The organism is Thalassomonas sp. RHCl1 (assembly GCF_947387555.1).
Taxonomy (GTDB): Bacteria; Pseudomonadota; Gammaproteobacteria; order Enterobacterales; family Alteromonadaceae; genus Thalassomonas.
In genome coordinates this window covers 40,980-49,472 of sequence record NZ_CANDNZ010000016.1, presented here as the reverse complement: position 1 = coordinate 49,472, position 8,493 = coordinate 40,980, and the positions used below count along the sequence as shown (strand labels likewise).

General features: G+C 48.1%; 6 protein-coding genes. All 6 read left to right on the top strand.

Going from position 1 to position 8,493, the window contains the following annotated elements:
- Positions 1 to 9 precede the first annotated feature (9 nt).
- The 6 genes from QL234_RS27525 (at position 10) to QL234_RS27500 (ending at position 8,197) form a co-directional block, all read left to right on the top strand.
- Positions 10 to 1,263, top strand: a complete 1,254-nt coding sequence (locus QL234_RS27525) for a hypothetical protein (RefSeq protein ID WP_281560965.1) — start codon at positions 10 to 12, stop codon at positions 1,261 to 1,263.
- A gap of 30 nt (positions 1,264 to 1,293) precedes the next feature.
- Positions 1,294 to 2,298, top strand: coding sequence for a TauD/TfdA family dioxygenase (locus QL234_RS27520; RefSeq protein WP_281560964.1), 1,005 nt, complete (start codon positions 1,294 to 1,296; stop codon positions 2,296 to 2,298).
- 18 nt (positions 2,299 to 2,316) lie between these two features.
- Positions 2,317 to 3,531, top strand: a complete 1,215-nt coding sequence (locus tag QL234_RS27515; protein WP_281560963.1) for an aminotransferase class V-fold PLP-dependent enzyme — start codon at positions 2,317 to 2,319, stop codon at positions 3,529 to 3,531.
- Positions 3,532 to 3,769: 238 nt separating this feature from the next.
- Positions 3,770 to 5,017 (top strand): HlyD family efflux transporter periplasmic adaptor subunit, encoded by a 1,248-nt coding sequence (locus QL234_RS27510; protein ID WP_281560962.1) that lies wholly within the window; start codon positions 3,770 to 3,772, stop codon positions 5,015 to 5,017.
- Between the two features lie 19 nt (positions 5,018 to 5,036).
- Positions 5,037 to 5,756, top strand: a complete 720-nt coding sequence (locus tag QL234_RS27505; protein ID WP_281560961.1) for an ABC transporter ATP-binding protein — start codon at positions 5,037 to 5,039, stop codon at positions 5,754 to 5,756.
- Entirely contained in the window at positions 5,753 to 8,197 is a 2,445-nt protein-coding gene (locus QL234_RS27500; RefSeq protein WP_281560960.1) for an ABC transporter permease, read from the top strand. The genes QL234_RS27505 and QL234_RS27500 overlap by 4 nt, the downstream gene beginning before the upstream one ends.
- Positions 8,198 to 8,493: the final 296 nt, after the last annotated feature.

The window sequence follows — 8,493 nt, the reverse complement described above, 5'->3', positions numbered from 1 at the left end:
GGAAGACAAATGAATTATTTCTCCGCATTTATTACTGAGCTCGATTATGCCTATAACAATGTGCCTTTTTACCACAAAAAACTGACTGAGTTGGGCATAGTACCCGGAAACATTAAAACCGAGCAGGATTTGGCCAGGTTACCCTTTACCACGAAAACGGATTTTAGAAAGAATTTTCCCAAAGGTATTTTAGCCGAGGGTTTTACCTTGAATCATCCTATGGTGGTTTCCAGTCGCAGCTCGGGCACTACCGGGGAGCGGTTGATCACCATTGAATTGGGGATGTTTTTATTGCAACGGGCTTTGCAATGCGCGCAAGTCAATCCGGCCATTCTCTCGGCCTTTAGCAAAGAGGGGCGAAAAATTGCCCGCTTTGCCGCCCCCAACTGTTCGGATGTTGAATGCGCCAACCCCAACAGCAGCATAGAAGACAGGATTTTAGCCGATAATACTTTGGTCTTGCCTGTTTATCATGATCTGCTGACTACGTCTGAGGCCATGATAGATAGGGCTATTGAGGAAATTTCCAGTTATCAGCCGGATATGTTTTATGTTGATCCGACACATTTTGCCTTTCTGTTAAGGCAGTATCAAAAACGCGGCTTAACGCCGCCAGATATTCCCTGTATGACCTCATATACGGCAGCCAGCCATATCAGCCGAAGACAAATAAAGGCCTTTTACCCGCACCAGTCCCATTATGGTGAATTGCTCTCTTCTACCGAGTTTGGCTGGATTGCCATGACCTGTCCCCACGGCAATATGCACCTCAATCAAAGCAGTTTCTTTTTTGAATATCTGCCGGTAGCGCTTAACTGCGCCGAAGACAATGCATTAGTTGAACTTTGCATTTCCAGTTTAGATCAGGGGGCTTCCCCCCACCTGCGTTATCGCACCGGCGATATTGTCAGCCTGGTCGACGGGACTTGTCCGTGCGGCAGTGCTCATCAGTCGATAAACATGCACGGCAAAGCCTGCCATTTTTTAAGTTATAACCAGCAACCGCTGCTCTCGCCAAGGCAGGTGGACGACCTGCTCGGGGACGCCCCCTGGCTGGACTTGTATCAACTGGATCAACGAACAGATACTGAGTATTTCTTCAAAATGATCGTTAACAGCCGTTATCAGGCGGGCATGGAAGCGGATTTCCTGGAGGCATTCAGGGCCGCGGCAGGCATTGATTTGCAAATAGAGGTCAGTGTGGTGGATTACATAGCCACGGAGCGTTCGGGTAAATTCCAGACGGTCAGGCGAGCACAATAAAGGCGAGAAACTATGATAAAGGATATAAAAATGAAGCATGAAGACAATCTGGCGCCCTTGCCTGGAGTGAAAACCAGCCTGTTAAGCGAAACTGAGTTCCCTCTGGTTATCGAATCAGCATCCGGCGATGTAGATATTCATACCTGGCTCGACAACAACAAAGCCTTGCTGGATAAATACCTGCTCAGCTACGGCGCCTTGTTGTTTCGCGGCTTTAATTTGGGGGAAGTTGACAGGTTTGAGTCGTTTGCGAATAAGGCCAGCACCAGGCTTATTGGCAAATATGCCGATTTACCGGAAGAAAGAGGCACTGACTTCGTATATAAATCAACACCCTACCCTGATGATAAAACCATCTTTTATCATAATGAAAGTTCACATATGAAGCAGTGGCCAACCAGGCAGTTTTTTGCCTGCGTGCTTCCTTCCGTTGAAGGCGGTCAAACGCCGATTATCGACAGTCGTTTGTTTTATAACAAGTTACCAGAGGACTTTCGTGTTAAATGCGAGCAGTGGGGGTTAACCTATATCCGTAACTTTATTCCCGGGCTGGATGTGAGTTGGCAGGATTTCTTCAAAACCACAGAGAAAGAAGCCGTTGAAGCCCACTGCCTGGCTGACGGCCTGGAATGTGAATGGTTATCCCACGGCAAGCTGCGAATTTCGAAAACCGTGGAGGCGATAAAAAACCATCCGAAAACGGGGGAGAAAATCTTCTTCAACCAGGTGCAGTTACATCACCCTTTTTTCCTTGATGAGATGGAGCGGGATGCGCTACTGGAACTTTTTGGTGTCGACGGCTTACCGCGTAACGTGACTTTCGGTGACCGCTCTGAGATTTCAGATGCCCAGGCCCAGGCCCTGCTTAATATCTGTGAGCAAAACAGCATTAAATTTTACTGGCAAAAAGGCGATCTGCTGATGGTGGATAACATGCTGATCGCACATGCGCGTTTACCGTTTAAAGGTGACCGTAAGATTCTCGTTGCCATGGGGGATATGATGGAATTAGACCAAGAAGCGGCTATCGCCTAAACAGGGAAGGTTAATCAGATGACAAATAATAAATATGTATTGGATGTTGCCGAAGATTTTCCGGCCATAGGGCTGGAACTTGACGGCACCAAAGTGACCTACCTGGACAATGCGGCCACGACTTTAAAACCTAAAGTCATGGTTGATGCCGTCAATGAATATTACCTGGGCATTTCTTCCAATGTCCACCGCGGTAAAAACTATAGCCTGGAGCTGGTTTCCAACCGTTATGAGCAAACCCGTTATCAAGTTGCCGATTTATTATCCTGTGCGGGTAACGAAGTGGTGTTTGTACGTAATACCACCGAGGGGATCAATCTTGTCGCCCACGGACTGGAATTAAGCAAGGAAGATAAGGTGGTGGTGTTTAGCGATGCCCACCACTCAAATCTGCTGCCCTGGATGGAGAAAGCTACTACCCATGCGGTAAGGACCCGGGCAGACGGCGGCCTGGATTTAGCGCATTATCATGAGTTGTTAAAACTCAGGCCTAAGGTGGTGGCGCTGAGCCACTGCTCCAATGTCACCGGTGTTTATAGCCCGCTCGATGATCTGGTTAAAGCTGCCAAAGCCATTGGCGCCATAGTGGTTGTTGATGCCGCCCAGTCACTGCCCCATCGCCGGGTCAATATGAAGCAGCTGGATATCGATTTTCTTGTCTGCTCTGCCCATAAAATGCTCGGTCCCACCGGTATCGGCATATTAGCGGGTAAAGGCGAGATGCTAGAGCGGCTTAAACCCATGCTGTTAGGCGGCGGTATGGTGGACTGGGTTGAGTTAGATAACTACCGGCTGCGTAAAATCCCCCACAGGTTTGAGGCGGGTACCCCGAATATCGCCGGGGCATATGGACTTGGCGCAGCCATAGATTATTTACATCATGTCGGCTTTGATAATATCGCCGGCCACGATCAAGCCATGGGCCGGTTGATGCTGGATATGGCGCAGCAAAGGGATTACCTGCAGGTCATAAATAGCGACACCAAGGCCGATCGCGGTGCGGTATTGAGCCTTACGGTGCCGGGGACGCCCAATTTAGACGATGTTGCCAGAACCTTAAGCGACTCTTACGGCATTATGTGCCGCAACGGTCACTTGTGCGCCCAGCCTTATGTCTCTGAACAAGCCGACAGGCAAGTGTTGCGAATATCTGCTTACCTGTACAACACGGATCAGGACATCAAACTTTTCTTTGATGCCCTGGACGAACTGGCAAGTTTCATGTTCCGATAAAATAAATCTTTCTTATTGAATTAGTTAAATAATTCTCTTTGTTGGGAGGCAGAATAAGTGAATCATGTTATTAAATGTTTGTCGCATCAATTGCGTCGGGCAATTTGTTTTATTACTGCAGACAGTGCTATTGTGGCTGTTCATTGCGGGCAAAAAATCAAGCGCTTGTTTGTAGCAGTGAGTGATCACTGGAATATGCAAAGTGAATGCTTAACAGAAGTTAAAGGATGATGTTTCCATGGATTTTGTAAAACAGAAAAAAGAGCCTCAAAAGAAACACTATTATCAATGGGGTGGCTTGTTTGGTGTTGCGGTTTTGATGGTTTGGCTTTTTGTTCAACCTTCAAGTTCGCAAAAAGTTTTCAAAGAAAATGTAACCTTCGGAGAAATTAAAAAAGGCGATTTACAGCTGCAAATTGAAGGTTACGGCGTACTTCGTTCCAACAGGCAAAAGCTGGTTACCGCCTACTCGGGTGGTACGGTGGAAGAAATCCTGCTTAAACCCGGGGCGGCGGTCACACCCGAAAGTATCATTTTGACCTTAAGTAACCCGGCCCTTGAGCAGGAAGTTGAAACCAGCAGGCAGGAGTTGGAGCAGCAGCAAGCCAACCTTCGTCAGATCCAGCTGAACAACAAGCGGGAGTTTTTATCCGAAAGAGAGCGTTACGCTGCAATTGAAGCGGATTATGAAATTGCCAAAGTTAACCGGGATGCCCAGGAGAAACTTGCCGCCCAGGGCATAGTGTCGGCGATTAATCTCAGGGAAGCCAAGATAGAAGAACTGCAGCTGGAAAAGCGTCTTGCTATTTTGCAAGAGCGTATCCACCACCTGGAAAAAGTGCACCAGGAAGCGGTTGTGGTCCAGGGGCAAATTATTAAACAACACCAGGGCAGGCTCAATGCCCTGGTTTTGCAGCTGGAGAAATTATCTGTTAAGGCCAACCTTGCCGGTGTCCTGCAAAGAATGCCGGTTGAATTGGGGCAAAATGTCAGCGCCGGGGAGCAGTTGGCGGTGATTGGTTCGACTAAAGATCTGGTGGCCATGCTGCAAGTACCGCAGACCCAGATCTCTGCCATAAAACTGGGCCAGGTGGCTGTCATCGATACCCGCCAAGATATCATTAAGGGCCAAGTTAAACGCATTGATCCTGCGGTGGAAGAAGGCAATGTTACGGTTGAAATTGCCCTGCTTGATACCCTGCCCGACAGTGCCAGGCCGGAGCTTGATATTGACGGTACTATTATCACCGACGTGATCAATAATACCTATTATATCGAGCGTCCGGTGAACACCCGGGAGCATTCTACCGCCACCATCTTTAAGGTCAATGAAGACAAAAGCCAGGCACAGGCCACGCAAATCACATATGGGGTGGGCACTGAGCGCTTTATCCAAATTTTGTCGGGTGTTAATGACGGCGATATCGTCATTTTATCGGACATGAGTTCATACCAGCAGCATTCACAACTGAGCATCAACGGTTAGTTTATATAAAGGATTTAACATGGAAAATAAAAATAATAGCCAAATAAGCATGCAGGGCATAACCAAAGTTTTTAGCACGGCGGAAGTGGAAACCCACGCGGTAAGCGACATTAACCTCAGCATCGCCAAGGGGGAATATGTCTCTATTTCCGGCCCGTCAGGCAGTGGCAAATCTACCTTGCTCTCTATTCTTGGTTTGCTGGACCAGCCAACGAGCGGCAGTTATATCATTGAAGGGCAAGACGTCAGCCGCCTGACGCTGAAACAGGCGGCGGCGGTGCGCAACCAGAAGTTGGGTTTTGTGTTCCAGCAATTTAACCTTATCGACGAATTAAGCGTGTTTGATAATATTGCCTTGCCTCTGCGTTATGCTCCTGTGCCCGTGGGGGTTGAAGATGCCCATCAGCTTGTCCAGGCTTGCCTGGCAAAAGTGGATATGAGCCACCGCATGCACCATAAGCCGAATCAGCTATCCGGCGGGCAGCAGCAACGTATCGCCATTGCCCGGTCACTGGTTTCCAATCCCGCCGTTTTGCTGGTGGATGAGCCAACCGGGAATCTGGACAGTAAAAATGGCGACATGGTGATGGATATGCTGCAAAAGCTCAATGATGAGGGCACCACCATTTGTATGGTGACCCATGATCCCCGTTATGCCGACCTGGCAAAACGGCAATTGCATCTTCGCGACGGTAAGCTGCTTGATGAGGCTATGACCTCGATGCAGGAGGCGGTATGAGGAACTGGCTGACTAATTTGAGCTATGCATGGCAAAATCTCAAGCTCACCCCGGGCTTTATCGTTATTGTCGCCTCCATATTGGGATTAACCATAGGGACTCTGATCGCGGTATTTAAGCTGAATTACCTCTTGTTTGCCAAACCTTTGCCGTATCCGGATCAAGAGCGGCTGTTTAAGCTCGAATATGTGATCCACAACGAGCATCATCAGGGGGTTTGGGGCGGACATACCTACCCGGGTTCGATAAAAATGTACGAAGACAATGATGTGCTCGAACAAGTTGGCCTGGTTTACCGGGATACGCAAATGCTCACCAGCCATGGTGAGCAACCGACAGTTGATACCAGCTTCGTCACCCCGGAATATTTTTCCATGACCAATGCTTCTGCGCGTCTGGGGCGGGTTTTGCATCAAAGTGAAGCCCTGAAAACCCATAAGAAAGTGGCGGTGATAAGCTACCGGGCCTGGCAGGAACTCTTTGGCGGAAATGAAAATATCCTCAACGAAAAACTCTCTCTCAACGGCTCCCAGTATGCCATTATCGGGGTATTAAAAAAGGACTATTTGGAGCCGGAAATAGGTCCCGTGGGGCTAAAAACAGATATCTTTTTACCCTGGGATATGAACACGGCCGTGAGCCGGGTAACGCGGGCATGGGACGGATTCTTGTCAAGAATTAACGTTTTTGCCAAGGTGAAAGAAGGGGTTTCGGTGAATCATGCCCAGGATAGGTTGTCGGCGCTGATCAACCCCCATTTTAAGCAAAATACCATGCAGGAGCCGTCTTTTAAAAGCTATTATGCCCGTTATCAGCTGATCCCGCTTAAGTCGGCTATTACCGGAGACAGCGGAAAAATTTCTCTGCTCTTGCTTGCCGGGGTCCTTATTCTGGTTACCATGGCGGCCACTAATATCCTGAATCTGTTTTTATCGCGTGTGGTGCACCGGCAAAGGGCATTGGCGATCCATGCCGCACTTGGCGCAAACTCTGTGCACCTGTTTAAGAGCCTGTTTACCGAAAGCGTGATTATTATGGGGATCACCTGGATTGTGGCTCTGGTTCTGGCGCAATTGAGTTTTGTGACATTGAGAGATATCGCCTCCGAATTTTTGCCTTTCACCCAGGAGTTGAGTTTAGATTTGATCAGTGCCGCCTTCGGCCTGGCGGTGACGTTATTGCTGGCGGTGATCTTCGCCTTAATGAGTATCAAAACCATCAAGTACCGCGAATTAAACAAGGTGCTGCAATCAAGTGGCAAGGGCTCAGGTTTACAAATTTCCAAACGTACCCAGCAAATGCTGATCGCCAGTCAAATCTGTCTTGCCATCATACTCTTATTTGCCAACAGCCAGTTATTTAAGCATTCGATAGCTTCTATCAACCAGGACTTGGGCTTTGAGCCTAAAAACCTGTACTTTGTGCGCTTTGCCTCCCCTAAAGGCCGGCTCAGCCACGAAGAAGCCAAGCCCTTGGTCATAGCCATGAAGAAAAAGCTGGCAGCGCTTGATGAAGTGGAAATCGTCAGCAGTATCAGCAACCCCCCTACCCGGATCTCCGGCCGTGTGCCGTTAGCCGCCAACCAGAACTTTAAACCTGCCTTTAAACCGTCTTTTAGGGGAACAGATGAACGCCATTTTGAAACTTTGGGCATGAAAATGCTTCAGGGGCGCAATTTTACCCCGGCAGAAGCGGCCGATGGCGCCAAGGTTATTATCCTGTCGGAGTCCCTGGCAAAAGCGATAGCGGTGAATGAAAATCCGATAGGCATGACCGTTTATTCCGAAGATCATAATAAAGTATCGACCTCCTACCGGGTGATCGGTGTCGTTGAAGATATTGCCCTGCCCCACAGCAGTGAAACAATGAGGGCGTTCAGGGCGGATGGTAATTTTCACACCGGCTTTATTTTTTCCGTGCGTGAAGGTTCGGCCATTTCGTTAAACAAAATCAAAGAGGCGATCGCCTCAGTAGACGGCTCATTCAGGGTCTCGCGCTGGAACAAGATGGAAAGCGAGCATTTTAACCTGATTAAAATGGATTATGTGGTGGCTAACATTACAGCGGTATTGGCGATTTTGTCTTTGATTCTGGCGAGTATCGGTATCTACGGTATTGTCAGTTATAACACTAAATTGAAGCAATATGAGTTGGGCGTGAGAATGGCTTTAGGGGCAACTCCACAGCATGTTCTCTGGCAAGTATTTAGTGAAAATGGCAAGGCCGTGGGCATAGGCATTATTTTGGCCGCGGTTGTCGGCACCGCTATTTATGGTGTTGCCAGACAACATCTTGATAGCTACATTAGCTTGGACTTGTCAACGATAGCCTTTACTTTAATTTTTACTTGTTTGTTTATCCTTGTTGCAACCTATACACCGGTGCGCTCCATCATCACCAAGTGGCCTGTTGCTTCATTAAGAGCCGGCGCTGATCATTAATGGGCCGGCAGCAGTAGGTTCTGGTTAAAAAGCATTGGTGCTTAGAACAGGTTCAACTGGCACTATGCCGGCAGGTTTGAACATCCGGTCAGTTTGTTTTTAACCGTGACCTGTTACTCCTTGCCGCAAGTTTAATCCCCGCATAATTTCGCGGGGATTTTTATATAAAAAAGCTTTTACGTTGTGGTTCTTTTTCGGTGAAACTTTGTTTTTGTAAAGTAGGTTATCACTTTAATTTTATTGGTTATGGCCTAAGGTAACTAATAATAAAATGAGCCTGAATCCACAGGGGAGGT